Origin of the sequence: Bradyrhizobium diazoefficiens USDA 110, assembly GCF_000011365.1 — a bacterium.
Taxonomy (GTDB): Bacteria; Pseudomonadota; Alphaproteobacteria; order Rhizobiales; family Xanthobacteraceae; genus Bradyrhizobium; species Bradyrhizobium diazoefficiens.
On record NC_004463.1, the window covers coordinates 5119036 to 5143828 of the forward strand.

Genomic DNA, 24793 nt, shown 5'->3' on the forward strand with positions numbered 1-24793 from the left:
GACCCGCGTGTTACACTGCGAAGCGCGGGCGCTGCGACATCAAAGCGCTTTCTTCCGAATTTCGGTCCTTCGAAACAATTCATTAGCATTAGCGTGGCTTGCTGGGAGTGTGCCGATTACCGCTGATTACGGCACACGGAATGGGAATGTCGGCCCCGGCTGTTTCTCCCAACCTGCGGCTGGGGCCGATTTGAACTTTCGCTGTATGGTTCAACCCGGTCCACAACCATGTTTAGAGGCATTGCTATCGCACTATTTGGGCTGACCATTCTTTCGCAGCTCGATCAGGCGCTCTTCTACGGCCGAAATACTGACGCTGCGTTCAGGCTTGTGCGGGAGATGCGCCGCAGTTTTGGTCTGTAGTGCCGCCGCCCTGCATTCAACTGATCAGCGCCTATGCGCGTCGAGCGACGGCTACTTCTTCAACAGTATTCCCATCGTTCGCGCCATTCGCCTCACCGATCCGGCATGGCGGCCCAGTTCGGCTGCTATCCTCGATACGCCAACGCCCTGCCGGGCGAGCCTGACCAAGCGTCGGACTTCCTGCTCGGCCCATTGTTTTGGCTTCGGTGCTTTCATGGTGCGGCGCTCAGAACCTGCCGACCACTTAACCAGCGCGCTTGGTTGCCAACACTTGGGAAATTTACGGGTGGTGCCTTCCACCACGAGGCTCAGCGCTACGGCGGATTTAGCGCTCGCGAGACGGGCGTTATGCGGCGTCCCGAAGAACTCTATTGGGGATCGGATCGGCGCACGGATAGTTGGCGTCGCGGGCGTAAGCAGGTCCGCTATGAAGGGTAGATCGGACCTGCCGCATGCAAACGCCCGACCGCCGCTTTTGACCCATAGCGGGCGTCGCCGACCCCGACAGCTTTTCGTCACGCCGACGTGACAATTCCTGCAGGAAATATATTTCCAGACGTCCGGTCCAGGTGCAGAATGGCATCGTGGGGAGTGGGATTAAGGGGGCCGATGCAACAGTTCGTCGCTAAAGCCAACGTAGATCACTACATCGGGCTCCTGACCGGCAGTGATCTGACGTTTAACAGCCAAATGGCCATAACCAGGCTATTGATCGCCGAACTGGATAAGCTCGCGCACGATCAGGAACATCTCGAATTTGCGGAGAAAAGAGCCGCAGATGGACGTGATCGGGTTAAGCGCATGACGGAGATGCGCGATGGTCATCCCTTCGGCACAACGGAGCGCGAACAAGCGGAGCGGCTACTCGTAAACTGCGAAAACTTGCAGACTGTGCTGGAAGATTTCTGTAATCGCTTGCGCGAGAGGGGCAGCCGTTAAGCGTATTCCGACCCCCCGTTTTTAATGCAGATCAACATGTAATCATTTCCTGGCGGCTTTCTTGCTGCGCGAGCAAATACCGCCGAGACCCCTTTTGGCCCGCATGGGAGCACCACCTCATGAGGTTGAGCAGGTGCTCCAAAGGGGTCAAACATGAGAGAAAAAGGAACCACCCAAGAAGCCTCCTGCCCAAGAGGAGCACGAGTGGGCTGAAGGACCTTCGAGAGATGGTCCGCGAGGACATCGAGGAGCAGCGCGAGTTCATCCGGAAGATTCGGAAGAAGATGCATTGAAGCCGTCTGGAGTCCGTATCTTGCCCGTGTGAGACATGCCAGGGCGATCTGACGATGTCCGCACACCGAGACAGACCGGAAGAGAACGGCACGCGATCAAAGCGACGCGATTGACCCATACCGAAAGGTCGACCGGTCAAGTGCGAAGATACTTGATCAGGGCAGCGATCCCGAGCACCAGAAAAACAAGGAGAAGAACCCAGCCGATTGCCATCCCGCCCATCATTGCGAACGACATATAATCCATCATGTTGTTCATCGTGACACGTGGAAGGCATGCGGAGACGCAGCTGTCCGCTTAGAGGAATTGGCGCACGATCAAATCGACGCAAATAATCCGAAGCGACGTTCTCTCAACGACCATGCGGAACGACAGTCTTCGGGCCACCGCGATAGGCGTGGGGCTTGTTGGCTTTAACTCTAGGCGCGTAGATATCGACTCCCTGCGCGTAGATATCGACTCCCTGCGCGTAGATATCGCCTCCGCTGCTCATTTGCTGCGTCGGGGGCGGAACAGACGATTTCGGGCCGCCTTGGTATTGCTGTGCCATGGCGGACACAGTCAGGAATGGCGTTATGAGTGCGACGGCAAGGATGTATTTGGTAGCCATGATTTTTCTCCCGCTTTTACTCGAAAGTGCCTCTGGTAGGTTACAGCTCTTGTTGCATTGATCTTCATCAAAGCGGCGTGAGACTGCCGCGTTTTTAGGCTTCAGCGAAATTGCTTTCCCGTTACACAAGGGTAAGCCGCGTCACCCATTTCAAGAACACTTATTTAAATCAGCTCTTTAGCTGGTCACCTCGGCTGGTGGCACGCGATTTGCGATGCGTGCCGTAGGATTGATCCGATGCTGCCGGGGAAATGGACATGCGAGCGTGCCTGATTGCTGTCGTTGTATCGACGGCACTAAGCGTTACATCGGCTTCCGCGACCGTAATTATCAGCGCCGACATCGGCGGAAAGATGCGGGACTACACGACGCGCTTCCAGCAGGTTCGCGACTCCGGCGAGTCCGTCGTCATTGCCGGCACATGCGTTTCCGCCTGCACGATGGTGCTCGGATTGGTGCCGAGCGACCGAATCTGCGTCACCCCTGACGCGGTGCTTGGTTTCCATGCGGCATGGATGTTCGATAGCTCCGGCAAACGTGTCGTCAGCGCATCCGGGACACAGGACCTGATGCAGACCTATCCAGCTGCTGTGCGCGCCTGGATTGCACGGCACGGCGGGTTGACCCCAAAAATGATGTACCTACGCGGTCGTGATCTCGCCGCCATTGTTGCGCCCTGCAATAGCTCGCGCATGGCATCTGTTTCACGCGCGAAGCGCTTCGGCGAACTTCACCAACTTGATGATACAAATACGCCTCGCGCCAGTTTTGACGGGCACTGAGTAACTATCCATCGCACTGGCTTGCTCATTAGTCCTTGCGTCCTCGGTCAAGGGACGTGAGCGAGAGCCGAGGATATCACGCGGGCATCGGGTTCATGTCCGGTTGTGGCCCGAATGCGAAGTCCGGACCCGCTTTTGTGTTGTCCGGTTATCGGGATAGACCGGACGCGGTTGGCCGGGCGCCCGACCGACGCGAATGACCCGCAACGGACATTGCAGCTGCCTAGCCCGTGGTTTGTCGTGCTTTGATTGGAAAGCGTCTAGCGGTAGTTCTGACGGCGGACGTCGCCGGCTGCAGCCGCATGATGGCAAACCATCCTTTGATCTAGGTCAACGTCAGCGATCCCTTGGCGCTCACGCTATTTTTTAGCCGCACCTGATGAGGCGGCTTCCGTCACCTTCAGTGACGCAAGCGCGAAGAGGAGGTCCGCCATGCGGAGGCGTCTTTCGATCAAGTCAGCGACTGTTACCGGGATTGCTGCCAGCGCCTTGTTAGGGCTTGCAGGTCTCACTCTCAATCCAGCCCCAGCCAAGGCGGTCGTGTACTGCCAGTACGTTGAATATCCGAGCGGCTGCGTTGCCCGGGCAGGCGTCGTGCTCAGGCCTCGTCCGGTGGCGCGCGCTGCGGTCCGTCATAACGCCGGTGGCAATTTAAATGGTGGCGTCAATCGCGTAGGGGTGCGGCGGTAAGGCACTTTTTGCGGGGCACGACCTTGGCGCGGCACACGGCAAGCCAGGTTCGTATCCGTTTACGTTTTTATCATCAGCAATTCGCCTGTTCGCAGAGGACGGAAGCCACAAAAGGGACGAGCCGAGCCCGTCTAACGATGCTCGTTGTTCGGGGGAGACGGACGTGGCTGGCGGAAGGTAAAACCGGCCCGATTGACCCAGATGTACGGTCCGGCCGTGCGTAGCAAGAGGTTCGTCGATCAGGTGGTGTGGTCTTGCATCAATGTATCCGGCCTTTGATTGGAGCATTTTCTCCGGGCCATCATGGATATCAGCGCGCGTGCGTTCTCATTAGCGGACAGGCCTCGATTGGGCCATTTGGGTCACCAGTGTTCGCATGCGCCGGGAAGACCGAACCTCCATCTCGTCTCATCCTCTCGCAGACCTCGGCTGGAACCTGTTGATGGGGTTACGTCATCGCTTGCTCCTCCTACCTCGCAGTTCCTGTGTTCGAGCCAGGGGCCGTTCCTTCGTCCCGGCCCGCAGGACGTGCGTCGCGTCGCGCGCACGGGCGGTCAAGGCCGGCCGTTGCGCTTTGCTTGCGGCTGGCTCCGGCGTTGCCAGGCCGCGCCTTGACCGCGCCGAGCACGGCGCGACGATCAAGCGGGTCGGACGCCTGCATCGTTGGTCCTTGTCAGCTCGAAGGCGCGTCCTTTAGCCAGCACCGCCCAGGCGATGCGGGCAAGCTTGTTGGCGAGTGCGATCGCCAGCACGTTGTGGTGCAATCGCTTCTTGGCGGCTTCGATCCAGGATCTGAGTCCGTAACGTTCCCAGTTCTTGATCCTGACCAGCACCACCCATGCCGCCTGGACGAACAGAACGCGGAGGTAGCGATTGCCGCGCCTTGAGATTTTGCCGAGGATCGTGCGGTCTCCCGTCGAGATCTGCTTGGGCACCAGCCCGAGCCAGGCGCCGAAGTCACGGCCTTTGGAGAAGACGTCTCCAGTGCCGATCGCGGCCACCATGGCGCTCGAAATGATCGGCCCGATGCCAGGCACCGTCATCAGGCGCGAACATGCCTGATCTTGACGGGCCAGTGCTTCGATCTCGCCGGAGAGCCTATCGATGCGCTGATCCAGCCGACGCCAGTCGCCTGCCAACTCCTCGATGACACACAACATGCGTGGCGACAGGGCATCGGTGCGCGTCGCAAGGATGGTGGGCAGTTCTGTGCGCAGGAAGCCGATACCCTGGCGCACCGCGATCCCGCGTTCCAGCATGAAGGCGCGAATCTGGTTGATGATGCCGGTGCGTTGCGACACCAGCCGCTCGCGCACCCGATGCAGCGCCTGCAGATCCAGTTGCTCCGCGGTCTTGGTCGCCACGAACTTCATCGTCGGGCGCTGCACGGCTTCGGCAATCGCTTCGGCGTCATTGAAGTCGTTCTTCGGTCCTTTGCTATAAGGGCGGACATATTTGGCCGGCATCAACCTGGCATCGTGACCTAACGATGCGAGTTTGCGGCTCAAATGATGTGCGCCGACGCAGGCTTCCATGCCGATCAGGCAAGGCGGCATATTGGCGAGCCGCGCCTCGACCTGGCCACGCGACCACTTTTGCCGCAGCACGACGGTGCCGCGCGTATCGTGGCCCACGACGTGGAACGAGTTTTTGCCGATATCGATGCCGATCACGGCGATCGCGGTACTGGGTGTCTGGGACATGGCGTGCTCCTTGTCTTGGCGCCCCTGGCCAGCTTATCGCTGGCGGGGCAGGAGCACGGCCGGACCATCCCATTAGCGGACGTCTCCCGGCCGGGCCGTGCGTTCGAGTGGATCTTGTATCCGAGTCAACATCTGCGAGCTTTGCCGACGATACCGGCTATACCGCGCATTCGGCTTGCGTTCATGAATCGTATTTCAGGCGCTTTGGGACTTGTTGTTTTTCTCCTCGCTGTATCGCCTGAAGCGGTCGTTTCGGCGAGCGATAATAAGCAAGTCATGTTGCTGCATTCGTTCGGCACCGAGATGAGGCCTTGGAGCGACTATTCTCAAGGCATTCGGGAAGAGCTGAAAAGGCAATCGCCTTGGCTTCTTGATATTACGGACCATTCCCTCATTTCAGCTCGCCACAATAATAGTAATCCGGACATTCCGTTCGTTGACTACCTCACCGCTCTATTTGCCGAAAAACCTCCCGACGTGATTGTAAGCATCGGCGCGCCAGCGGCGAACTTTGTGCAGCAATACCGCGACCGGCTATTCACTTCTACCCCGATGGTGCTTACCACCCTCGAGCAACGTCGCGTCCAATACGTCACACTTACGCAGAACGACGCTGTCGTACCTATTCGGATAAACTACAAGGCCCTTTTGGAGAACATCCTGAGGGTGCTGCCTGACACCAAAAACGTCGCAATCGTGAACGGCACGTCTCCCAACGAGCGCTTCTGGTCGGACGCAATTCGTAAGGAAGCGACGCCCTTAGCTGACCGCGTCGAACTAACATTCTGGGACAATCTGTCATTCGAAGACATACTGAAAGAGGCTGCTCGTCTCGCACCACACTCCGCAATCTTGTGGGAGGGAATGAATGTCGATGCGCAAGGAGTTGTGCACGAAGGCGATGAAGCTTTCAGGAGACTTCATGCGATCTCGAATGCACCCATTTTTGGTTACACTGAACCACTCATCGGACAAGGCGCTGTTGGCGGCCCCTTCAACGCAGTGCATGATACGAGCCTCGCCACAGCCGCCGCTGTGATTCGCATCCTCAGAGGTGACAGGGCTGGCGATATCAGGATCCCTCCCCTGGAGTTTTCGACGCCACGATTTGACTGGCGTGAGATGCAGCGCTGGCGGATTGCTGAAGACCGCTTGCCTCCAGGAAGCGAGATTTACTTTCGTGATCGGACCTCGTGGGAGCGATATCGTGGGCAAATCGCACTCGTCTGCGCGATCATACTGTTTCAGAGCGCAACGATTTGGGCTCTACTGTTGGAGCGCCGCCGCCGTCAGTATTTTCAAATTGAGGCGAGCCGTCGTTCAGCAGAACTTGCTCATCTTAACCGCTATTCGACGGCCGGCGAACTTACTGCGTCGATAGCGCACGGAATTAATCAGCCGCTTGGGGCTATTCTAACCAACGCCGAGACGCTGCAACTGATGCTCAAATCACCAGCGCCAGACCTAAGAGATATCAGCGAAGTCGTCGATGACATACACCGCGATAACAAGCGGGCGTCTGAAGTAATCCTGCGCCTGCGCAACTTGCTCAAGAAGGCGCCGTCCAAAGTTACCAGTGCTGACTTGAACGACATTGTACGCGATACGGTCCAAATGCTTTCTCCATACGCAGCTATGAGGAAATGTGATCTTAATAGCGTGAATTGTTCCGAGCTGTTGCCGTTCAAGGGCGATCAAGTCCAAATTCAGCAGATCCTCGTAAACCTAATCGTAAACGCAGCTGACGCAATGGAAAACGTTCCTCGCGCGGATCGAAAGGTAACAATCTCGACGGCGCGTGACGGCAATTTTGGCGAGGTTTCAGTGTCAGATGTCGGTGCAGGCATCGACCCTGACCAACTCAAGGAGATATTCAACCCGTTTTTTCGACAAAGCCTCACGGCATGGGAATGGGTTTGGCCATTGCCCGCACAATTGTTGAAGCTCATAACGGGCGCATCGGGGCGGAGAACAAAATTGACGGCGGTGCGACTTTTCGTTTGAGATTACCTCTCTCGGGACGGTGAACAGCGAATTGCGGATGCTCGGCATCGGCCCCGACCGAATTCTAGCTCGAAACGATGCAACTTCCGCAGGTGGCCCGTCGCTTCCGTTGTCGTGGTGCAGCGGTATGTCTGAAGTTGAGGGTAGATCGGACGTGGCTGGCCAACTGCAAGAATGGCGAGATTGACCCATCTGCGACATGGGCAGGTTCAGCCGACCAGCTGGCAGTGCCCGCTGATGACAGTACCGTCGCGTTTATGCGCCTTAAGCGTGCCGTCGACGCGGTTGATGAAACCTTGCCAGACAGCGGTCGGGTCGAACAGATGTTGCCAAATGTTGCCGAGCGTAAGCGCCGTCTCAAAGAACAAGTGCGTATCCGTGACGTGGACGGCCAAATTGCTTCCGAATGTCCGAGAGTGCATCGTCCCCTCGTCCAGATTAACGGTGACCTGTTCCCCGTTATGTAGACCGAGTTGCGCTCGCTACCCGTAAGGCCCCGCGCCCAGCATTTCAGATCGATCGTCTCGGCATGTGCAGCCGTTGCAGCTAGCAGCGCTGCGACGATGATGGTTGCTTTCGGCTTCACAGTTATCTCGTCGCTTTGTAGCGGCCCTGCCGGGGGTTCGGACACGGCAGGACATTCGATGACTTTGCCGAAATTTCGGTGTCGCCTTCGAAGGATGTGCAGAGGACTCAGTCGTTCAGAGGTGAGCACGCGGCAATAGCCATCCCATGATCTTCTCATGCGGATCGCGACGACTGCGGACGAATGCTTTCTCGTTCTGCTGAGCGGCGGTCCTGGCGAATTCAGAAATCCCCTCCATAGACTGCCGTTTATCCTTCGGAAGCTTCGCCCATTGGCGAATGATCTTCCGGCGGGCTTCGCGTTGCTTTTCCCTTACGTCATGCATCGGTACGCTCCTTGAAGTGGATTGTTCCGGTTCGGCCTACTATGGTTTGGGCTCACTAGAACTTCAACGTCCAATCAAGAACTCTTAGCCCCTCTGGTCGTGCAGCGCTATACACGGGAGCTAGTCTCATATTGGCTTTGCAGGCCGGCCGCCCTAGAATTGCGGCGATCGCAGGACGGGCGAAATGCAGTACGTTTGCGACGCGCCGAAGGGTAAGACCTGGTTCCGTATCGAGACGGAAGGTGAAGCGGCGCATGAGTCGCGCCTGATGAGCCACACAGTCGAGAAATATTTCTGCCGCGAGCGGGAGAAGGCAGTCCAGTCCTGGCGTCCGGAGCGGCCCAACGCGATCGAGCGCGACATCGGCCTCGAGGCCCATGTACAGCGAGAGATGCCGCTTTTCCTCACGTTGCGCGACAGGGAGGGCAATGCACTGACTACAGCGATGCTGCCACCGGGTGGCAAGGATCGCGGCGGGTTCCGGATCATCATCGTTGCCGCATCCAATGCCGATCCTTATCCTCAGCAGGAAGCGGCCATCGCTGCGCTGGGAGCGCATTTCGGTCTCACACTCGATCGCAACCGCTGCTTCCCCTACGGCCGCTAAGGAGCCTGACAAGTACCGCCGCTTGATTGGAGCGATGTCGGCTCATGGCCCTTTGCTGCCCACCACCTCAAACGCCGTGATGTCGGCTTTAGGACTGAGAGCGGCCCAAGGTAAGACAGCGCCGCGATGCCCGTTGTTGACCCGAACCGGATGTCAGGAGGAGCGAGGCTTGAGTTGATCCAGATCAACACAGCCAGTGACGTTCTGCGTGATCGAATATTGTTTGCAGTACCGAATTGGCCGAGTGGCTCTTTGTTTTTGCGCCGTTCATTTTGATCACTGGTGCTTACGCTGGTCTCTCCAACCTCTGTCCGGTGCACGTGTGATGAACAGCATCCAACCAGCCTTCAGCGAAGGCTCTGCGAGCGAAACTGCGCGGAGAATCGACTCTGTCGCGTGGGCCGCGTTCTTCATTTGGGTAGGCATCGCCATGCTAATGGGGGTGCCGTGGGACTGGTTTCTTGTGGGCGTCGGCGTCCTCACTCTAGCGGCGCAGTTTTTCCACTGGAGCATGGACAATAAGGTTGACCTGTTCTGGATTGCCTGCGGCGTAGCTTTTCTCGCAGGAGGCGTGTGGATGCTTCTGCAGTTTCCCTGGCCGTTGGCACCGATATTGATCATCCTGCTCGGAATAGTGTTGCTCAGCAAAGCCCTTCGCTGAGCCAGAGCGACGATAGATGATGGCATTTCTGCGAAGTGGCGCGCTACGTCGAAGATGTCCGACGACGGCTTGCGCTTCGTACCACCGCAACGAGGCAGCCGCATATCCGCCTATACCGGCGACTTGAGGAGGAGAAGAATGAGGACAAGCGGGCCCTCATCCGAACGCTCCTAGCCGAAGAAGAAGCCAGAGACGTCCCCGCAACTCCGCGTGGGACACTCACGACAATCCAAAAGCAACAATAACCTTCGCGGCTAGATGGGAGTCACCTTTCCCTGTCCGCACAGAACCTCGCCGCGCGGCCCCTCCGGGCGGAGTTTGCTTCTGAGAGGTTGCTTACGTCGGCCGAGACGTACACCGAGTTTTGCCCCCATGCGGAATACCGAGATTGAGCCAGCCGTGCGGTCGGGGACGGCCCCGGCGCGCAGTTACAACTCGAATTTCGACTCGGCAGAGATGCTGAGCGGCGGCGCGAAACGCCGCCCCATCTTGATTACATGCGTTCGGACTCTACCTCGCTCGCTGTGCTCGCGCGAACACTTCGGAGGGAAGCTCCCCGAACATTTGCCGGAAATCACCGGCGAAATGGCCCAGATTGCCGAAACCGCATTTGAAAGCGATTTGGGAAACGGAAGTTTTCGGATTCCCTTCCAGGAGCATCTGCCTTGCACGTCGCAAGCGCACGGTTTTTGCAAATCTCATCGGCGAGTATGCCCGCGAAATCGAGGTGCATGTAAACATCGGCGCCCAAAGACCGTTCCAGGATCGTTGAAGCCTCCGGGAATAGCGCAACCTCCGAAGCCCCCTCCACGACCAGCACGCCACGGCCAAGGATCGCCTCGGCGAATTGCCGGCGTTCGGTCTTGAAACTCTTCGTCTTGAAGTCCCCCAGGTCGATGGGCGCGCCTTCCAGCACGCCGTTCGGCTGACGGGAAAGGATCACGATGTCCTGGGGCTCAAACTGCTCGATCACATAAGGCGAATGCGAGGTGACGATCGCCTGCCCCATCTCGCTGAGCACGAAACGACTGACCCGCCTCTGTGTGTGAGGCGGCAGCGCAATTTCCGGCTCCTCCATCGCGAAGATGACCGACTGCTTTTCCTTCAGTTCAGCAATAACCGTCAGCAGCGCAAACACCAACAGGTTGATCGAACCGGTCCCGAGCCGCGCAAACGGCACGCTGTGGCCAACGGGTTCGGCGGCGATAAACAACCGCACGACCTCGCGCAAGTTCTCCCGCGTAAGCTCTGAGGCGAAAAACGCTGTCGCTGCGTCACCTGGCGCCAGGGACACGAAGCGCGCCATGCGCTCGCGAATGTCGGCCCGAATTTGTTTGAGCTGAGGCACCTCGCCAATCGGCGGCTTCATGCCCTGCAGTCGGTCGAGCGTGTCCTGCCACATGTCGGTCAGCCCCGTCCCGCCGAGGCGCAGCACGGTGTCGAGCAGTGACCCACGCTGAAGGCTAAGCGCCCGCGAACCGGTGCGCAGCGTACGAAGGAATACGAATCCGCAAAGCCGTTTGTGATCCCGACCGAACAATCTGCGGCCAGCTCCCAATGCCAGCTCAGCCGCTTCGTCGTCATCAAGGGGCTCAATGGGGTGGTCGAAGAAGGTGTTGCCGACGAAGTCGTCCTCCGCCTTGTCATATCGGCCGATGAACACGATGGGGAGAGCCCAGCGCTTCTGCGCTCCATCTCCGTCTGCCGGTCCGCCAGCGCCCTGATCCGCGAAATCGCGGGTGACGTCATCCCACCGCCGAAGGTGACGGTGAAATCGAAGCTCAGCCTCCTGTGGAAGATCCGTCAGCACGGCCTCGACGCGAACCTCGATCGGCTCCTTCTGATCGTCGAGATACCGGCCGCAATGAAAGTCATGCTCGTCGATCACCGGCCGGCGATAGAGCCGCTCGGGCCCCAGCACGAGGTCGAGAGCCTCGCAAACCGTCGATTTCCCGACGTTGTTGCCGCCGACCAGGAGTGTGTGCCCCGCCAGATGCACGACACCGTGGGCAACGCCCCGGAAATTCGAGATTGTCAGACGCTTTACTTTCACCTCGTGCAGCCCCCCAGTGAAACCAGTGTAGGCCCCCTCGCCCTGGCAACCTACCCGGGAAGACACCATCGAAACCATACCCACCGTCGTCTAATCCACCACTGGTTGTGGCTGGCGGCCGGAGAGCGGGTCTTAGACGCCCGCCCACCGCGAGAACAGCGCGTCGGTCGCATGGGATCCGTCGTCGAAGGCCTCGATCGCCAGCAATAAGAGCTCCCGCGACGTCTGGAACGACACCGCGCTACTGGGCGTGATCAGCCCGCCGGCACCCTGCGCGACATACAATGCGGCCTCGCGGATTTTCACCAGGTCGCCGGCACGGCTCCGCCCCATGAGCTCGCGCATGCGGTCTTCTCCGATGGCGGTCTGCAGGCGGCTTCCCATTGCGACGGTCGGACCCAGCGCCAACTTGCAGCCATACAACCTCCCGCTGATTGAACTGAAGCTAGGCTTTGCGCCGAAGACGGCCAAGTTGGCTTGGCGGGGTATAAGGGGGCGGAAATGGACAAGAAGTTTCACAAGGAAGCTCACCAGGTCGTCAATCACAACATCCACAACACCATCGAGAGCGACCGCGCTGTGGTTCACCGACATGGTCAAGAAGAAGGTGGCCGACAAGGACGGGGAAGGCATGACCTTCACGTGCATGGCCGCCCGCACGATGCTGGCGTTCTCGTTCGAGGCCTATTTGAACGCCGTCGGCAGCCGCAAGCTCGTGCTGTGGAATGAGTGGGACGAGTACTACAAGAAGATCGACAAGATCTGCCAGCACCTGAAGATCACCCCCGATTGGGGTAAGCGGCCTTACAGCTCAATCAGCGCCATGAGGCGGCTCCGCAACGCGCTGGCGCATGGCAAGCCTGTGATGTCCGAGACGAAGAAGGAATTCGTGGACAAGGCCGATGGCCAGAAGGGCAAGACGATCGACATGACCGCCGACTGGCAGAAACTCTGCACGCCGGAAATGATCATCAACGCTTTCTACGGTCCCGAGCCACGTTTCGCGTTCGGCCTCGTCGCCGCCGTCAGCGTCCTCATCATCGCGTGTCCCTGCGCGCTGGGTTTGGCCACTCCGATGTCGATCATGGTTGGCGTCGGGCGCGGCGCTCACATGGGCGTCCTCATCAAGAACGCCGAAGCGCTCGAGCGCATGGAGCGCATCGACACGCTGGTCGTCGACAAGACGGGCACGTTGACCGAAGGCAAGCCGAAGGTCGTCGCTGTGGTCCCCGCTGAGGGAATCACCGGCGCGGAGGTGCTGCGGCTCGCCGCCAGCGTGGAACGCGCCAGCGAACATCCTCTCGCCGATGCCATCGTGAACGAAGCCAAGGATCGGGGCATCCAGACGGCGGACGTCCAGGACTTCGATTCGCCCGTCGGCAAAGGCGCATGCCGAGAAGCGACTGTCCCGTCCGCAGCGCGACGAAGCTGGCACGCTGATTGACACCCTTGTTGCCGAAATCGATCAGACCGGAAATCGTCAGCACTCGATTGGCGCCGGCCGTGGCTTGCAAGTTCAGCTTGTCGCCGACGGTAGCTCCGAGATTCTTGGCGAGTTCGGTGCCGATGATGACGTCCTCACTGGTCAAACGCGCCTCGCCGGCCGCGATGTAGTCCGGCACCTTGACGATGTCGAAATACGTTTCCGGTTCGATCCCTGTCAGCGTCACCGCCCGGCTGGCGTCGCCACGTATGGCCAGAACAGATCCGGTGATGGTCGGCGAGACCGCGGTGACTTCGGGCATGGCGAGCATCTGGCCGCGGATCTTCGGCCACTGGTCGATCGAGATCACCCGCTGGCTCGGACGCTGCACTGCAGCATCCTCGATCTCCCCGGCGGCATTGCGCAAGGGACGCGCCACCTGATCCGGCGTGAGGAGCTGGATCTGGGGCTGGGAGGTCAGCACGCGCTTGATAAAATTCGCCTCGAGGCCGGCGAGCATCGCAGACATGAAGACGATCACACCGACGCCGATCGAGATGCCGCCGACGATGAAGATGGTTTGCAACCTCCCCTCTCGCAGGAATCGTACGGCGGCAATCCACTCGAATGGGAGCCAGTGGTTCATGGCAGGACGGGGCGCACGCGCTGCCCGGTAAGGACGCCGGAACTCTGCGGGATCGCAATGTCGCCGGGCTGCATCCCCTCGACAATTTCGATCTGGCTGTTGCCGCGCAAGCCGACCTTCACCGGATGCTTTGCGGCCCGGCCGTTCTTTACGGTCATCACCCATGCTTGCCCCGACAGGATCTCACGCACCGAGCGCACAGGAAGGACCTCGGCATTGTCCTTCGCTGCGACCTCAATGTCGACCGAGACCGTCATATCCTGACGTAAATAGTCCGGCGGCTCCTTTACCGTCAGTTTCACCTCCACGGTCGCGCGGGAAATGTCGACGCCGGGATTGATGTAGGTGACGGTCGCAGAAAAGTGCCGATCCGGATAGGCATCGGCAGATGCGAGCGCCGTCTGCCCGAGCGCGAGCCTGCCGAGGTTCCGCTCATCGATCTGGAGCACCAGTTGCAGTTCACCCGAGGGGGCCAGAACCAACAAGGCCTTCCCCGCCTGCACCACGGTGCCGCGTTCCACGCTACGGGTGATGAGAACGCCGTCGCGGGGGGCAACGATCGTGGCATAGCCCAGGCGAGATTCTGCGGTGTCGAGGTTGGCGCGTGCCTGATTGAGCTGTGTCTGCGCCATGACGTGATCGCTGCCGCCGGGGCTCGCGGTATAGACCTGAAATTCCGTCGCGCGCTTTGCGGCACGCGCGACATCGAGCGTCTTCTGCGCGTCGTCGAGGGCGGCTCGCGTCGCATAGCCGTTGCGTTCGAGCTGCGCGGTACGGTCATAAGTCTGCTGGGCGTTCCGAAGCGTCGCCTCGGCCTGGGTCTGCGCTTCCTTCGCCGAAGGAAGCGTGAGCTCCTCGAGCTGCCTGATGCGCGCTTCGGCCTGCGCGACCGCGCCCTGCGCTTGCACCACGCTCGCCTTCGACTCACGCGCCTCAAGGGCAATCAGCGGCTGGCCCTTGGTGACCCTCTCGCCCTCCTGGACCAGCACATCCTCCACGGTCCCGGTAATCTGACTGCCGATCTCCACCCGGTATGGCGTCTCGACATGCCCGCTCGCCACTACGGTTTCAACCAATCGTCCACGTGCGACCCGATCGACCACGACGGCAGGTCCGAGCAGGACCCGGATGCCCTGCCATGCGCCAAGGCCGAGCAGGACAACAACCGTCAGGAGGAACCATTTATGAGTGATGATGCCCGACCAGGCCGACGCGACGGAAATCGGGTCGATGCGTCTTTGATTTGGTAATGGTAGACTTTGTTCGGCCATGGCTACGCTGCACGGATCGCACCGGTTCATCTGGCGATCCCCTCCTCTCAACTATTGGGTTCAGAAATACCGCCGCGATGCCTTTGGCGGATTGCGCTAGGTCAAGTCCCGATCAGCCACTTCTTCACCGGCCGGCTCAATAACCTCCGCCTCTGGTTGACCAAGATCAAACTGAGCCGGACGCAGTCGTACAAAAGTGGCGCGCAGGGTAACGCCAACTACGACACCTTGAGGCATTGAAATGGCACACAAACAAGTCCTGTTCCATTCAGCAGCCCGCGAGAAGATCTTGCGCGGCGCGTCTCTCCTTGCAGACGCGGTGCGCGTGACGCTCGGCCCGAAGTCGAAATCAGTCCTGATCCAGAAGGGATGGGGAGCGCCGATCGTCTGCAACGACGGGGTCACCATTGCCAAGGAATTCGACTTGAAGGATGCCGAAGAGAACCTTGGCGCTCAGGTGTTGCGTCAGCTCGCGGAGAAAACCGGCGACGTCGTCGGCGACGGCACCAGCACGTCTACCATCCTTGCACATGCCATCCTGTCGGACGGGGTTCGCAATGTTGTGGCTGGCGCGAGCGCGATCGACCTCAAACGTGGCCTCGATCGCGGAACGCAGGCCGCCATCGCCGCATTGCGCGCTATGGCAACGCCCGTAAAATCCAGGGCGGAGAAGGTGCAAGTCGCCACGATTTCGGCCCACAACGATGCGTCGATCGGCGAACTCGTAGCCGATGCGATCGAGAAGGTCGGCGGCGACGGCGTGATATCGGTCGAGGAGTCCAAGACGACCGAAACGCTTCTGGACGTCGTCGAGGGAATGAAATTCGACCGGGGTTTTCTTTCACCCTATTTCATCACCGATGCCGACCGGATGGAATCGGTGTTGCAGGATCCCTACGTCCTGCTCTGCGACCACAAGATCGGCGCATTGCGCGATCTGGTTCCCCTTCTCGAGCAGGTCGCCAAGAGCGGTCAGCCGCTTCTGATCATTGCCGAGGACATCGAGGGCGAAGCGCTGGCCACTCTCATCGTCAATCAATTGCGGGGCGTGCTCAAGGCTTGCGCCGTCAAGGCCCCCGGGTTTGGTGACCGGCGCAAGGCCATGCTCGAGGATATCGCGATATTGACCGGCGCTCAGGTGATCTCGGAAGAGATCGGCTTGAACTTGGAGAACGCCACCCTGCAACAACTCGGTCGTGCCGCGCGCGTGGTCGCCGACAAGGAGAATACAACGTTGATCGGCAGCGGTGGCGATCGCACCCGCATCGATGCACGACTGGGCCAGATCCGGGTCGAAATCGAAAAGACGACTAGCGATTACGATCGCGAGAAGCTCGAAGAGCGCCTCGCCAAGCTGTCGGGAGGCGTCGCGGTGATCCGGGTGGGAGCGCCGACCGAGGCCGAAATGAAGGCGAAGAAGGAAGCTTTGGACGATGCAATCAGTTCGACGAAAGCGGCGGTCGCGGAAGGCATTGTGCCCGGTGGCGGGCTGGCTCTGCTCCGTGCAGTCGCGGCCGTGGCCAAGGAGGAAGCGGCCTGTGAGGGCGACGAGCGGACCGGCGTACAGATCCTGAGACGCGCTCTTGAGGCTCCGGCGCGCCAGATTGCCGAGAATTCCGCGGCCGACGGAGGCGTCGTGGTTGCGCGGATGCTCGAAGGTGAAGGCAGCATTGGCTTCGATGCCTCCCGCAAGGTCTATGTCGATCTCGTCGCGGCTGGCATCGTCGATCCGGTCAAGGTCGTACGGACAGCCCTCGAAAACGCGGTCTCGGTCGCGAGCGTGCTCCTTCTGACCGAAGCGACGATGACGGAAATCCCGGAGCCGAAACGCGAGAGACTGCCCGAACCGGACTTGGCGGTGCAGTAGCGGTCCTTATCACGCAGAGAGTTCCCGCATTCGGCCACCGCCGTTCGATTCAATCGAGGACCGCGCTTGGCGGGAGACAGGAACGATGCCTTATCGATCAAACGATGATCTTCCCGCGAGATTGCGACGTCACCTGCCGCCTCACGCCCTGGACATCTACAGGGAGGCGTTCAACCACTCCTTTGCCTCGCATGTCGGAGACATTCGCCAGGAAGAGATAGCACATCGAACGGCTTGGTCCGCCGTCAAGCGCTCATACATGAAACTCGCGGACCGCTGGGTGCCGAAATCGGCACATAGCGATTGAGCGTCGCGGTTGTTCGTAAATTGAAATACGTCTGCCTCCTTGCCGCATTTTCGCGCGGACACGTGCAGGGCAACGATTTCGCGGCACACCTTTCTTGGAACTCTGACAGCGCGTTTCTGGAGAAATGTCGCAGTCTGTCGATTCAACGAAATTCGCCGGCTCAATTTCCGGCTTGAGCAAAATCAAATTTCAAACCGACGACCGTGGCTAATCTCCTTTCGCGACCGAGATGGTCAAACCTCGGAAGGAGATATCATCATGGCAACCGAAACCAAGCTGCCCGTCACAAAATCCCCCACAGCCCCCGCTGTCGCCGGAGAGACTTGGCGACCCTTTCAGGCATTGAGAAACGAAATCGACCAGATCTTTGACGATTTCGGTAACGGCTTCTGGAACCGACCGTTCCGTTCGCTGGCACGGCTCGAGCGCGACTTCTCGAAGTCGATCTCTGCGCCGGCCGTAGACGTCGCCGAGAGTGACAAAGCGTATGAGATTACGGCCGAGCTTCCGGGTCTCGACGAGAAGAACATCGACATCAAGGTCGCCAACGGCGGTCTTACGATCAAGGGCGAGAAGCGCGAGGAGACCGAGGAAAAGAATAAGGACTACTACGTCTCCGAGCGCCGCTACGGCACCTTCGAGCGCTATTTCACCCTGCCGGAGAGCGTCAACGCCGACAAGATCGAGGCTACCTTCAAGAACGGCGTGCTGAAGGTCGTGCTTCCGAAAACCGAGGAGGCGCAGAAACCGGCCAAGACGATCAACGTGAAGGCGGCTTGAGCCTGCCAAGGCGGGGCTGCATCGAGCGCAGCCTCGCCCCACATTTGCAACACTATCGATATTGAGGGCACGTCATGCACGCACTTCACGTGATGACCAGAGACGTTGTTGCCGTGACGCCTCATACGACGATCGAAGAAGCCGCCAAGATCATGCTCCGGATGCACATTAGCGGCCTACCTGTCATCGACGATGCCGGCAATCTCGTTGGCATTGTCTCGGAAAGCGACTTCCTCCGTCGCAGCGAAATTGGCACCGGTCGCAAGCACGCGGCCTGGCTCAAATTCTTCATGGGACCTCGACGGGCAGCGGCCGAGTTTGTTCACGAAAGCGGCCGAAAGGTGGAAGATGTCATGACGCGGCAGGTTGTCTCGGCCCGGGAAGAGACATCCCTGGTCGACGTGGTCGACTTGATGGAGAAGCACGACATTAAACGCGTCCCGGTGATGCGCGGCGAGGCGACGATCGGGATCGTTACGAGAAGTAATCTGCTGCAGGCGATGGCAAGCCTCGCACACGAGATTCCGGACCCGACCGCCGATGACGAGCACATTCGCGAGCGTATCACGCGAGCGGTCAACGCCGCCGACTGGCGTCCGATCGGCTCCAGGGTCGATGTCCGCAAGGGCGTCGTCCATCTGCACGGCCTGATTACGATCGACCAAGCGCGGCGGGCGACGATCGTCGCCGCCGAAAACACCAGCGGTGTCAAGGAAGTCCATGACCACCTTTGCTTAGTTGATTCATACACCGGCTACTACGTGGAATCGCCGGAAGACTTGAGGGCCGCGGGCTGAACGCCGGCGAATTGGAAGCCGCTATGCTTGGATGGATCGTCCGGGTTCTCTTTACGATAGCAGCGCCGATCACGGCGCTGTTCGTTTCGCGAGACGCGTTGAACTTCGGCCTCATTCAAACCATTGTAACGATGCTCCTCGTCACGGCTCTTGTCGGCTTGATCGCCGCCTACTCCGGGCGTGACCGAGGCGTCCCCCACTAAGCAGATACGCCCCGAGGGCTGGTGAAGCCGCGCGGATTTCCGGGCGCTCGCGGTTTCGCCATTGATGCGCAGATCCGCGCAGGAGGGACCCTACTGGGCAGCCGCAAAAAGCCTCCTGACCGCGTCTGCTGGCGCTGCAAAAGCAAAGCCACTCTTTCGCGCAACGACGACGCCGATTAGCTTACCCTTCAGATTCACCAGCGCGCCGCCCGAACTGCCCTGGCTGACCAGGACGTCTGATTGGATCAGATCGCTGCTCGCAATGCCTGGGCAGGAACGATGCAAAGCTGACACGATGCCAAACGTCACGCTCTGTCCCCAATCTTGCGGATTTCCAATCGTGATCACCGGCTCCCCCACGTCGGGCGTACCCAGGTTCTCCAGAGTCAACGCCTGAAGGTTGCCGGGTTCGACCCGGAGTAGCGCAACGTCATCTCGCTCGGATCTTACCAGCACAACGGCATCAAGCGCTCGTCCGTCCTGGGGACGTGCCTGTACGACGGTCGCGTTTGCAACCAAGTGATTTGCAGTGACAATCAAGCCTGCCAGGGCGTCGACCACGACGCCCGCTCCCTGCCACTCTCGAGGCGAAGGAGGGTCTGGAAAGCTGGCTTCGGGATCAAATACTCGCGGCTCTGATGCCACGCCCCAGCCTCGTATTCCAACCACAGCAGGCGAGACGCGCTTCACAAGAGCGGTAAAGTCCGTCGTCGGAAACATCTCTCCTGGATCTTTATAGTCCTTGGCCCAACAACCGGCGACACCGAAAACCAGCGCCAGACTGCATACGACGACGGCGATCCAATCTCGGCGCAAGATATTGCGTAGCATGGCCACCTCTCAGGCAATCCAAGTGAAGTTACCTGAACAGCAGCCTAGTGATCTGAGGCAGGCGCGATTTGAGGATTCGCAAACTCTGCCTCGCCCTTCTCGCGAAACCAGGCCTACGGATACCTACTTAGGTGAAGCTCCCGAATTTAGGCCCGTCGCCTGATGCGGTACGAAGGGTTCTCCAGTACAGCGTTCGGCTTGCCAGTGGAGCCCGCAATGAATCACTCGATTTACACCGCGGACAGGGCAACCCACCTGAAGGTGGTGGTCTCTGTGCTACTCGTCGGCATTGCAATCGTGGCGGCAACACTGACCGTGCGGCTAACTCATCCAGCAACAAGTGCGCAGATCACGGCGACGCACACCGTCTACAAGCCCCACCGAAGCCACGCCCTCACCGAAATGGCACAAATTGGGAAGGACTCGATCTAGCTCGATCGGCCGAGGACATCAAATGAGCAACGAACTAGTCAAGGTCTTGATACTATTTGCCCTCTACGCGGCTCTTGAAATCGCGCTCTATTCCTCATCGGTCGGGAGACTGGTCTCCCGCGCTGTCCGCGCGGCGAGACTAACCCTAAGCGAACAGGACGCCCGGACGGCCGAATGAAGCGCATCTGCGCTCAGCTTGACCCTTGCGCCCCCCGATTTGGCGGCTTTGGAGCACCATCGGTCATCACTGCGTGAGGGCGACTGATACCATAGGGGTAAGATCAGTCCCGACTGCGTGTCGTCATCGAACAGTATGGAGATCTACCAGCGATTATGAAACGAGACCGCGAGCTCGACTGACGCCGCCCGCTCCTCTCGGCGCTACAGCGGTTCGTCATCCAGCGTGGAGGGCTCCATCTGGAGCGAAACGAAATCGCCTCCACCGTAATCGTCCTCCGGGTCCGGACGGGAAGGCTGAACACAGAGGCGGTCATCTACTCGAAGAACGCCAGGAACGTTCTCGCAAGCTACGATGGCAGCGCGGTGTGCGCTCTCGCCCCTGATAACACCACGGAGCGAGACCGCGCCGTCCCTTACCCTGACGTTCAAGCCGATCGGCTGCCACGGTGTCTTGGCCAGCGCGGCGAGAACCGCCCGACGGAGCTGATTGTCGCTCCCGGAATAGCCCGAAGCGCCTGTCAGTGGTCCAGCAACGGCGGACAGGAAGTCGGAACGTGTGATGATTCCGACGATACGATCAGCGCGCATGACCGGAATGTGATTCAGGTGCCGACGCTCCATCACGTCCGCCACCTCATCGAGAGGTGCCTGCTCGTTGGTGGTCACAGGCTGACGGGTCATCACCTGCTCGACCTTGCGACCGCGCTCCTTCACGAACTCGCTGGCGACTCGCTCAGCCCCGAGCAGGAGCGAAAGCAATCGATTGCGCTCATGCTCGGTTCCGATCTCGCTCCGCCTGAGAAAATCGCTCTCGCATATAATGCCGACGAGATTATCGGCCGAATCCACGACAGGCAGCCCGCTGATATGATGCGCAAGCATCACTTTGATTGCGTCCGTGATCGGAGCCTCGGGCCGTATCGACACTACCTGCCGTGACATTATCTGATACGCCCGCACGCCTTCACTCCGGAGACAAAGAGGTATTTGCTGCGTCAACTAACGTCTTGATCGAGATCAACGCCGGGACGGGCGGAGATGGCAACTTGACAACCAATATCGGAAGTCTTCGATCATGCGCCTGAAAACGCTTCTCTCGGTCGCGATTCTTGTAACGCTGTCGGCGCCCAGCGTCGGGACGCCGGCCGACCCGTCTGCAACACTGTCCGATCTCATGACCAGACTTCAGCTTCAGCACGCAAAGCTATGGTTTGCGGGCAAGCTGAGCAATTGGGGCCTGGCCGACTACGAGCTTCAACAAATCGACGCCAATCTTGAAGCCACGGGCAAGTTGCAGGCTGACCCGTCGCAAGCCAATCGTGCCAAGCGACAACTTGATGCAGTACGCCAGGCAATCCATTCGAAGGACTTGCCCGGGTTCATGTCGTCGTATGCCACCATGACAAACGAATGCAACTCCTGTCACCGCGGTAGTGGGTATCCCTCGGTCGCGATCCAGATTCCGCTCACCTTGCCGGTGCCCAACCAATTGTTCGTCGACCAGGTGACTGAGGGGCGATCGCTAGCCCATTCATCTTGCGGGACATGCCATGTCGTTTCCGACGGGGTAAGGGAAGCGCCTGCATTCCGCCCATCGCCACCTGGCTTCCTGGAGATAGTCAACCGGCCGTCGTTCTCCGCTGACGAACTTCGACGATTTTTGGCATCAAGCCATCGTCGTCTTGGACCAGAACAGTTAATGCCAAATCCGAGGCTCTCGGAATACCAGATTGAGGCTATCGTGGCCTACCTCGAGACGTTGAGAGCGGGCCAATCTCGCTGAGACAAGCCTACCGGGCAGGCGGTCACCGTCGCACTTTTGATTTATAAGATCTACGCTGAACCAGGAGCAGTGACAAAGAGCGTCCATCTTGGGCAAAACGGGCCCTTCGCCGGCTCCACTGCGCGCCTGTTCTAAATGTCCCTATTTTCTCAGGCGCGGCTCGAGCGCCACGAGCATCTCCGTGCGCCCCACTATACCCGCAAGCTTTTTGTCCCGAAGGACTAGTACCCGGAATCAGAGCTGAGTGATACGGCGGCCTTTGAAACGGCGTTGCCGGACCTTTTTCTTGGTCCAGACGAAGGGCTCGGCTCTGTCGTTGTATGCGTTGACGTAGGCATCGATGTGTTCCTGAAGCTGCTTGAGGCTCGTGAAGGAGGTGCCGCTGAGCGACTGCCCCTGCAAGATGGAAAACCATACTTCGACCTGATTGAGCCATGACGCACTTGTCGGCGTGAAATGAAATTGCACGTTGGGGTGGGCCTTGAGCCAGTCCTCGTTCTTTTTATGGGTGTTGAGGTTGTCGAGGATGACGTGAAGCTTGCGGTTCGGAAAAGTCGCGGTGACGCTGTTCATGAAATCGAGAAACTCGACGCGGCGCCGGCGTTTTGAATGGGTCGCGATGATCTTTCCGGTGGCGACTTCGAGCGCCGCAAACAATGTTGTGGTGCCATGCCGCTTGTAATCGTGGCTTTGGCCGGTTAAGGCGCGGCCATTGGGCAACTTCAGATAACCCTGCGCTCGCTCCAAAGCCTGGATCGAGGGCTTCTCGTCCACGCACAGCACAATGGCCTTCGCCGGCGGCGCGACATAGAGGCCGACAACATCGGCGGCTTTGGCCGTAAAGTTCGGGTCGTTGCTCTCGCACCAGGACTTGCGAGCCACCAGGTCAATCTTGTGGCTGCGCAGGAACCGCCAGACATATTGGACATCGACATCGCCCAGCGCCTCGGCCAGCAGGGGGCCGGTCCAGCGCGCAAACCCTTGCGGTGGCGGCTTATCCAGCAGCTTCAGAATCCGCTTGTCGGTCGTCTTCGTATAAATCGGCTGCTTGCCAGGCCGCGGCTTGTCTTGCAGCCCTTCAAGGCCATGGTCGGCATAGCGATGCCGCCAAAGGCTGACAATCCGCGGCTGGACCCCAACTTCCTTGGCGATCGACCGGGTGCTGCGCCCATCCGCCGCCAACAGAACTATCCGCGCCCGCTTCAAATCGCGCTGCAACGTCACCGGTGAGCGACAGCACGCCTCAAGCACCTTGCGATCTTTCCTCGAAAGGTGGACTTCTCTTGCTTCGGGTATCATCCCGACCTTGAATCACGACTCACGTTCCAAGAAAAGTGGGTACTAGCACCTGGGAGATCTGATAAATGTCCATCTGCTTGACGACCTCCTCGATTGTGGCGCTTTCATCGACGCAGACGGGATGTCGGCTCATGACGGCATCCACGCGCAAGCCACTGGTTCTCTCACGAGCGAGCTGCCCCTCGTCTTTACCTAGCGGCCACTCGAGCCAAATCCCTTCAGGATAGTCTACGCCTAATTTGCGCCTGTGAAGAAAATCACCTTCCGAAATGATGCCGACCAGCACCCCTTCACCGTCAACGACCGGGAGGCCGCGCTGATTGGTCTCGAGCAGCAGATGGATGGCATCGAGCAGTGATGCGCTCGGCTTCACCGTTGCAAACCAGGTTCGCATGACATCTGCTGCCTTCATTGCTGCCTCTATCGAACCCGCCCTGCCAGCAATGCGCTCTGCTCTGCGCTAGTGAGACATCAGCACGCACACTTTGGCCTCCTGCAGGAGGCTGCGTGTCATGCCGCCGAAGATCCATTCTCCCAACCGGCTATGTCCATAACCGCCAGTAACAATGAGATCCGCGCCGAGCTCGGACGCCAGCCGAATAAGGTAGCCTCCGTCCGGTTCCGCCGTATGGACACGTACCTCGTGCTGGCACTGCACCCCATGCCGCTGAAGATAGCCGGCCACGTCGCGAAGCCGCTTGCGAGCCGCATCCTGTTCGCTCGACGCGCAGATTTCCGCTATTGTGACCTGCGAGGCTCTGGTCAGAAACGGCATCGCATCGCGAACGGCGAGGCGCGCCTCCCTTGTGTCCTTCCAACCGACCACGATGCGGTCACCAGACAACTCCGTCACGCGCTCCGGCACAGATAGCGTGGGGCGCCCCATCCGCAGCATGGCTCCGGCCGGATCGAGGAAGTGGGAGTGACTGGCCGCCTGCGACCTGCGCTTGACGATTACAAGGTCTGCCGCGCGGGCCTGCTCGACCAGAAAGTCGGTCGGATCATCGAGTGCCCAGCGCCATTCGACCGTCTCGCTTGGCAGGCCGACCACCCGCTTGAACCAAGCCTCTTTCGCCGAAAGCGTTGCTTTTATGCGCTTGATGTCTTCCTCGGTGGTCTGCTCGATGATGACACCTTCGGCGACAAAGGGAGGCTCCACCGCCACCGCAGAAACACCCAGGATGGCCGCTCCGAACGTCCTCGCAATACCCTCCGCAACGGCGACTTGCCCTGCTTCCTGCTGCTCGGAATCGACGTAGACCATGACGCTCGCGACAGACATGACGATGCTCCGAAAAAGTGTGCGATGGCCGTTTATCGCCTTGCGGTCAGCCAGACGCTTGACCGAAATCAAACC

At 59.5% G+C, this 24793-nt stretch carries 24 protein-coding genes and 4 pseudogenes; 14 read left to right on the top strand and 14 right to left on the bottom strand.

Features of this window, described 5'->3' with window-relative positions:
* Positions 1-972 precede the first annotated feature (972 nt).
* Positions 973-1302: a hypothetical protein gene (locus BJA_RS23155; RefSeq protein WP_038967404.1), complete on the top strand. Its 330-nt coding sequence runs from the start codon at positions 973-975 to the stop codon at positions 1300-1302.
* A 646-nt stretch (positions 1303-1948) separates the two neighbouring features.
* Here the strand turns inward: BJA_RS23155 and BJA_RS23160 are convergent.
* A complete protein-coding gene (locus BJA_RS23160; protein ID WP_011087394.1) occupies positions 1949-2206 on the bottom strand; it encodes a hypothetical protein in 258 nt (85 codons plus the stop codon).
* A gap of 257 nt (positions 2207-2463) precedes the next feature.
* On the opposite strand from BJA_RS23160, the gene BJA_RS23165 reads away from it, so the two are divergent.
* Both BJA_RS23165 and BJA_RS43160 read left to right on the top strand, forming a co-directional pair.
* Positions 2464-2988: a hypothetical protein gene (locus tag BJA_RS23165; protein WP_162494101.1), complete on the top strand. Its 525-nt coding sequence runs from the start codon at positions 2464-2466 to the stop codon at positions 2986-2988.
* A 432-nt stretch (positions 2989-3420) separates the two neighbouring features.
* Positions 3421-3678 (top strand): hypothetical protein, encoded by a 258-nt coding sequence (locus BJA_RS43160; RefSeq protein WP_082901090.1) that lies wholly within the window; start codon positions 3421-3423, stop codon positions 3676-3678.
* Between the two features lie 638 nt (positions 3679-4316).
* Here the strand turns inward: BJA_RS43160 and BJA_RS23175 are convergent.
* Positions 4317-5381, bottom strand: coding sequence for an IS110-like element ISBj4 family transposase (locus BJA_RS23175; RefSeq protein ID WP_011087397.1), 1065 nt, complete (start codon positions 5379-5381; stop codon positions 4317-4319).
* A gap of 1122 nt (positions 5382-6503) precedes the next feature.
* On the opposite strand from BJA_RS23175, the pseudogene BJA_RS43165 reads away from it, so the two are divergent.
* Both BJA_RS43165 and BJA_RS43875 read left to right on the top strand, forming a co-directional pair.
* Positions 6504-7205: pseudogene (locus BJA_RS43165) on the top strand (sensor histidine kinase); the annotation flags it as partial.
* A gap of 86 nt (positions 7206-7291) precedes the next feature.
* Complete coding sequence (locus BJA_RS43875; protein WP_304553544.1) at positions 7292-7408, top strand: ATP-binding protein; 117 nt, start codon at positions 7292-7294, stop codon at positions 7406-7408.
* A gap of 186 nt (positions 7409-7594) precedes the next feature.
* Here BJA_RS43875 and BJA_RS23185 read toward each other — a convergent pair whose 3' ends face one another.
* A complete protein-coding gene (locus BJA_RS23185) occupies positions 7595-7753 on the bottom strand; it encodes a hypothetical protein (RefSeq protein ID WP_157839484.1) in 159 nt (52 codons plus the stop codon).
* A gap of 333 nt (positions 7754-8086) precedes the next feature.
* Positions 8087-8296 (bottom strand): hypothetical protein, encoded by a 210-nt coding sequence (locus tag BJA_RS23190; protein ID WP_011087399.1) that lies wholly within the window; start codon positions 8294-8296, stop codon positions 8087-8089.
* 184 nt (positions 8297-8480) lie between these two features.
* Here BJA_RS23190 and BJA_RS23195 point away from each other — a divergent pair, with 184 nt between their 5' ends.
* Together BJA_RS23195 and BJA_RS23200 are read left to right on the top strand one after the other, a co-directional pair.
* Positions 8481-8903: a hypothetical protein gene (locus tag BJA_RS23195; protein ID WP_011087400.1), complete on the top strand. Its 423-nt coding sequence runs from the start codon at positions 8481-8483 to the stop codon at positions 8901-8903.
* A 325-nt stretch (positions 8904-9228) separates the two neighbouring features.
* Positions 9229-9564, top strand: coding sequence for a hypothetical protein (locus BJA_RS23200; protein WP_028175781.1), 336 nt, complete (start codon positions 9229-9231; stop codon positions 9562-9564).
* 510 nt (positions 9565-10074) lie between these two features.
* Here BJA_RS23200 and BJA_RS43880 read toward each other — a convergent pair.
* The 3 genes and pseudogenes from BJA_RS43880 to BJA_RS42700 all read right to left on the bottom strand — a co-directional run bounded on the left by BJA_RS43880 (position 10075) and on the right by BJA_RS42700 (position 12217).
* A complete protein-coding gene (locus tag BJA_RS43880; RefSeq protein ID WP_338076410.1) occupies positions 10075-10305 on the bottom strand; it encodes a helix-turn-helix domain-containing protein in 231 nt (76 codons plus the stop codon).
* A gap of 235 nt (positions 10306-10540) precedes the next feature.
* Positions 10541-11695 (bottom strand): annotated as a pseudogene (locus BJA_RS23205) (ATP-dependent nuclease); the annotation flags it as partial.
* A 54-nt stretch (positions 11696-11749) separates the two neighbouring features.
* Positions 11750-12217: a hypothetical protein gene (locus BJA_RS42700; RefSeq protein ID WP_192816609.1), complete on the bottom strand. Its 468-nt coding sequence runs from the start codon at positions 12215-12217 to the stop codon at positions 11750-11752.
* A 376-nt stretch (positions 12218-12593) separates the two neighbouring features.
* Between BJA_RS42700 and BJA_RS23215 the strand changes: the two are divergent.
* A pseudogene (locus BJA_RS23215) lies at positions 12594-13007 on the top strand (HAD-IC family P-type ATPase); the annotation flags it as partial.
* Here BJA_RS23215 and BJA_RS23220 read toward each other — a convergent pair.
* Together BJA_RS23220 and BJA_RS23225 are read right to left on the bottom strand one after the other, a co-directional pair.
* A pseudogene (locus BJA_RS23220) lies at positions 13006-13686 on the bottom strand (ABC transporter permease); the annotation flags it as partial. The pseudogenes BJA_RS23215 and BJA_RS23220 overlap by 2 nt on opposite strands.
* On the bottom strand, positions 13683-14957 hold the full coding sequence (locus BJA_RS23225; protein ID WP_162494103.1) for an efflux RND transporter periplasmic adaptor subunit: 1275 nt from the start codon (positions 14955-14957) through the stop codon (positions 13683-13685). The gene BJA_RS23225 and the pseudogene BJA_RS23220, both read right to left, overlap by 4 nt.
* A 241-nt stretch (positions 14958-15198) precedes the next feature.
* Between BJA_RS23225 and groL the strand changes: the two genes are divergently transcribed.
* The 4 genes from groL (at position 15199) to BJA_RS23245 (ending at position 18708) form a co-directional block, all read left to right on the top strand.
* Entirely contained in the window at positions 15199-16824 is a 1626-nt protein-coding gene (gene groL, locus BJA_RS23230; RefSeq protein ID WP_011087406.1) for a chaperonin GroEL, read from the top strand.
* A gap of 85 nt (positions 16825-16909) precedes the next feature.
* Positions 16910-17131: a ChaB family protein gene (locus BJA_RS23235; RefSeq protein ID WP_011087407.1), complete on the top strand. Its 222-nt coding sequence runs from the start codon at positions 16910-16912 to the stop codon at positions 17129-17131.
* A 258-nt stretch (positions 17132-17389) separates the two neighbouring features.
* Entirely contained in the window at positions 17390-17911 is a 522-nt protein-coding gene (locus BJA_RS23240) for an Hsp20/alpha crystallin family protein (RefSeq protein ID WP_011087408.1), read from the top strand.
* A 74-nt stretch (positions 17912-17985) separates the two neighbouring features.
* Positions 17986-18708 carry a CBS domain-containing protein gene (locus BJA_RS23245; RefSeq protein WP_011087409.1) on the top strand — a complete coding sequence of 241 codons (723 nt, stop codon included), beginning with the start codon at positions 17986-17988 and terminating at the stop codon, positions 18706-18708.
* 293 nt (positions 18709-19001) lie between these two features.
* Here BJA_RS23245 and BJA_RS23250 read toward each other — a convergent pair whose 3' ends face one another.
* Complete coding sequence (locus BJA_RS23250; RefSeq protein ID WP_051000372.1) at positions 19002-19742, bottom strand: S1C family serine protease; 741 nt, start codon at positions 19740-19742, stop codon at positions 19002-19004.
* A gap of 216 nt (positions 19743-19958) precedes the next feature.
* Here BJA_RS23250 and BJA_RS23255 point away from each other — a divergent pair, with 216 nt between their 5' ends.
* Positions 19959-20174 (top strand): hypothetical protein, encoded by a 216-nt coding sequence (locus BJA_RS23255; RefSeq protein ID WP_133415020.1) that lies wholly within the window; start codon positions 19959-19961, stop codon positions 20172-20174.
* A 381-nt stretch (positions 20175-20555) separates the two neighbouring features.
* On the opposite strand, the gene BJA_RS23260 is transcribed toward BJA_RS23255, so the two are convergent.
* Positions 20556-21296 (bottom strand): CBS domain-containing protein, encoded by a 741-nt coding sequence (locus BJA_RS23260; protein ID WP_166436504.1) that lies wholly within the window; start codon positions 21294-21296, stop codon positions 20556-20558.
* Positions 21297-21429: 133 nt separating this feature from the next.
* Here BJA_RS23260 and BJA_RS23265 point away from each other — a divergent pair, with 133 nt between their 5' ends.
* Positions 21430-22137 carry a c-type cytochrome gene (locus BJA_RS23265; protein ID WP_011087412.1) on the top strand — a complete coding sequence of 236 codons (708 nt, stop codon included), beginning with the start codon at positions 21430-21432 and terminating at the stop codon, positions 22135-22137.
* A gap of 234 nt (positions 22138-22371) precedes the next feature.
* Here BJA_RS23265 and BJA_RS23270 read toward each other — a convergent pair whose 3' ends face one another.
* Genes BJA_RS23270 through BJA_RS23280 form a run of 3 tightly spaced genes read right to left on the bottom strand, consistent with a single transcriptional unit; the run spans position 22372 to position 24790 of the window.
* Complete coding sequence (locus BJA_RS23270) at positions 22372-23436, bottom strand: IS630-like element ISRj1 family transposase (protein ID WP_011084514.1); 1065 nt, start codon at positions 23434-23436, stop codon at positions 22372-22374.
* Positions 23437-23455: 19 nt separating this feature from the next.
* A complete protein-coding gene (locus BJA_RS23275; protein ID WP_011087413.1) occupies positions 23456-23848 on the bottom strand; it encodes a CBS domain-containing protein in 393 nt (130 codons plus the stop codon).
* A gap of 48 nt (positions 23849-23896) precedes the next feature.
* A complete protein-coding gene (locus tag BJA_RS23280) occupies positions 23897-24790 on the bottom strand; it encodes a universal stress protein (protein ID WP_236842253.1) in 894 nt (297 codons plus the stop codon).
* Positions 24791-24793: the final 3 nt, after the last annotated feature.

Excerpts from the sequence above, each read along its gene's own strand:
- BJA_RS23165 (WP_162494101.1), top strand. The coding sequence starts at position 2,464 with ATGCGAGCGTGCCTGATTGCTGTCGTTGTATCGACGGCACTAAGCGTT.
- BJA_RS23245 (WP_011087409.1), top strand. The coding sequence starts at position 17,986 with ATGCACGCACTTCACGTGATGACCAGAGACGTTGTTGCCGTGACGCCT.
- BJA_RS23190 (WP_011087399.1), bottom strand. The coding sequence starts at position 8,296 with ATGCATGACGTAAGGGAAAAGCAACGCGAAGCCCGCCGGAAGATCATT.
- BJA_RS23160 (WP_011087394.1), bottom strand. The coding sequence starts at position 2,206 with ATGGCTACCAAATACATCCTTGCCGTCGCACTCATAACGCCATTCCTG.
- BJA_RS23265 (WP_011087412.1), top strand. The coding sequence starts at position 21,430 with ATGCGCCTGAAAACGCTTCTCTCGGTCGCGATTCTTGTAACGCTGTCG.
- BJA_RS43875 (WP_304553544.1), top strand. The coding sequence starts at position 7,292 with ATGGGTTTGGCCATTGCCCGCACAATTGTTGAAGCTCATAACGGGCGC.
- BJA_RS23225 (WP_162494103.1), bottom strand. The coding sequence starts at position 14,957 with ATGGCCGAACAAAGTCTACCATTACCAAATCAAAGACGCATCGACCCG.
- BJA_RS23260 (WP_166436504.1), bottom strand. The coding sequence starts at position 21,296 with ATGTCACGGCAGGTAGTGTCGATACGGCCCGAGGCTCCGATCACGGAC.
- BJA_RS43160 (WP_082901090.1), top strand. The coding sequence starts at position 3,421 with ATGCGGAGGCGTCTTTCGATCAAGTCAGCGACTGTTACCGGGATTGCT.
- BJA_RS23250 (WP_051000372.1), bottom strand. The coding sequence starts at position 19,742 with ATGCTACGCAATATCTTGCGCCGAGATTGGATCGCCGTCGTCGTATGC.
- BJA_RS23200 (WP_028175781.1), top strand. The coding sequence starts at position 9,229 with ATGAACAGCATCCAACCAGCCTTCAGCGAAGGCTCTGCGAGCGAAACT.
- BJA_RS23270 (WP_011084514.1), bottom strand. The coding sequence starts at position 23,436 with ATGATACCCGAAGCAAGAGAAGTCCACCTTTCGAGGAAAGATCGCAAG.
- BJA_RS23240 (WP_011087408.1), top strand. The coding sequence starts at position 17,390 with ATGGCAACCGAAACCAAGCTGCCCGTCACAAAATCCCCCACAGCCCCC.
- BJA_RS23155 (WP_038967404.1), top strand. The coding sequence starts at position 973 with ATGCAACAGTTCGTCGCTAAAGCCAACGTAGATCACTACATCGGGCTC.
- BJA_RS23275 (WP_011087413.1), bottom strand. The coding sequence starts at position 23,848 with ATGAAGGCAGCAGATGTCATGCGAACCTGGTTTGCAACGGTGAAGCCG.
- BJA_RS23255 (WP_133415020.1), top strand. The coding sequence starts at position 19,959 with ATGAATCACTCGATTTACACCGCGGACAGGGCAACCCACCTGAAGGTG.
- BJA_RS43880 (WP_338076410.1), bottom strand. The coding sequence starts at position 10,305 with ATGTTTACATGCACCTCGATTTCGCGGGCATACTCGCCGATGAGATTT.
- BJA_RS23175 (WP_011087397.1), bottom strand. The coding sequence starts at position 5,381 with ATGTCCCAGACACCCAGTACCGCGATCGCCGTGATCGGCATCGATATC.
- groL (WP_011087406.1), top strand. The coding sequence starts at position 15,199 with ATGGCACACAAACAAGTCCTGTTCCATTCAGCAGCCCGCGAGAAGATC.
- BJA_RS23195 (WP_011087400.1), top strand. The coding sequence starts at position 8,481 with ATGCAGTACGTTTGCGACGCGCCGAAGGGTAAGACCTGGTTCCGTATC.
- BJA_RS23235 (WP_011087407.1), top strand. The coding sequence starts at position 16,910 with ATGCCTTATCGATCAAACGATGATCTTCCCGCGAGATTGCGACGTCAC.